Below are 1,450 nucleotides of genomic sequence, written 5' to 3'. Positions count from 1 at the left end.
GGCGGCCGTCGGCTTTTCACGGCAAAGCCGTCTGGCGGAAGGCTACCGTTCCGGCGAGGTGGCGCGTTTTCTGGGCTGGCTGCACCGGCAATTGCTACGGCTGGGCGAGAGCTGGCTGTTCAACACCGACGTGCGCGATCCGCAGGGCAAAGTCCAGCTGACGCAGTTTTTTACCCGCCTGCATAGAGCCGGCGCCTTGCGCGGCGCCTTGCCGGAGCAGGCTTTTTCCATCGCCGCCAGCCACGACAACGAAAGCACGGTGATGTATCAAATCGAGCTGGCGCCGGTATTTGCGATAGACCGTATCGTGCTGAATTTTAGCCACGACCTGGGCAGCAACAGCAGCCAATGGCAATTGGACATAAAAAATGGCTGAACTCATCCCGTTTCGCTTTCATGTGCAATTGAGCCTGCCGGAATCGGCCGGCGGCGGTCTGGTGTGCAACGGCGCCTTCAGCGAGGTCAGCGGCCTGGAGGCCAGCATGTCGCCTAAGACTCTCAAGGAAGGCGGCCGCAATTGGGGCGAAGTGCAACTGGCCGGCCCGACCACCTTTTCCACCGTGGTGCTGAAACGCGGCATAACCGATGCCGAGGGCTTATGGCGCTTGTTCGACCGCTGTTTCCGGCAAAGTTATTATTCGATACGCTTGAATTGCGCCATCCAGCTGATTAATCCGGCCGATCCCGAGCAAGCCGTGATGGTCTGGACGCTGGATAACGTTCTGCCGATCAAATTCAAGGGGCCTGATCTGAACGCCACCGCCAATCAGGTGGCGATAGAGGAACTGCATTTGAATCACGAAGGCTTTGCGGTGAACTGGAATCAACCCATGCAGGCGGTGCAAAATGGCTAGCAGCAAACTCAGTAAGGCCGTGTTGATCCCGTTGGACGCGCAAAACCAGGATGCGCCGGAAGACAGCTGGATCACCGTGCAATTCAATCCGGCCAGCTTGAAAGTGACGCTGTCCAACACCCTGAAAGACAGCAACAGCGGCAGCGGCCAAAGCAAGGCCGCCCAGTTCGTCGATAAAAGCGAATCGACTTTAGCCATCGAATTGGTGTTCGATACCAGCGTGCTGGACGGCGAAAATCTGACCGAGACCGACGGCACGCAAACCCTGTTGCATAAAGACGTGCGCCAGCAAACGCAGCGTATCGCCAGCGAATTCATGAAGCCGCAGGACGCGGAAAGCAATCAACCCAAGGCGCCCAAGCGCTGCCGCTTCCAATGGGGCAGTTTTTCCTTTATCGGCATGCTGAGCAGTTACAACGAAACCCTGGACTTTTTCTCGCCGGAGGGCGTGCCGCTCAGGGCCACGCTGGCGTTGAGCTTCAAACAGGATAATTACCAGTTCGACATCATCGATTTAAAAGACGCCCTGCGCCAGCAAGGCCGCTTGGCGGTTGACGGCGAGGGCGTCAGCGCCGCGGACGCCAATCTGGCCGCCG

General features: G+C 58.3%; 3 protein-coding genes. All 3 read left to right on the top strand.

Annotation, left to right across the window (positions count from 1 at the left end; translation table 11 throughout):
- On the top strand, positions 1–376 hold a 376-nt coding region (locus NP596_RS21355; protein WP_256617398.1), incomplete at its 5' end, for a hypothetical protein.
- On the top strand, positions 369–854 hold the full coding sequence (locus tag NP596_RS21350) for a phage tail protein (RefSeq protein ID WP_256617397.1): 486 nt from the start codon (positions 369–371) through the stop codon (positions 852–854). The genes NP596_RS21355 and NP596_RS21350, both read left to right, overlap by 8 nt.
- Positions 847–1,450, top strand: a 604-nt coding sequence (locus tag NP596_RS21345; RefSeq protein ID WP_256617396.1) for a CIS tube protein, incomplete at its 3' end; no start/stop codon positions are given. The genes NP596_RS21350 and NP596_RS21345, both read left to right, overlap by 8 nt.

Source organism: Methylomonas rivi, assembly GCF_024505165.1.
Classification (GTDB): Bacteria; Pseudomonadota; Gammaproteobacteria; order Methylococcales; family Methylomonadaceae; genus Methylomonas; species Methylomonas rivi.
This window is presented reverse-complemented; position numbering and strand designations above follow the sequence as displayed.

Bases quoted from the DNA above. Each gene is read 5' to 3' on its own strand.
- NP596_RS21350 (WP_256617397.1), top strand. From the start codon at position 369: ATGGCTGAACTCATCCCGTTTCGCTTTCATGTGCAATTGAGCCTGCCG.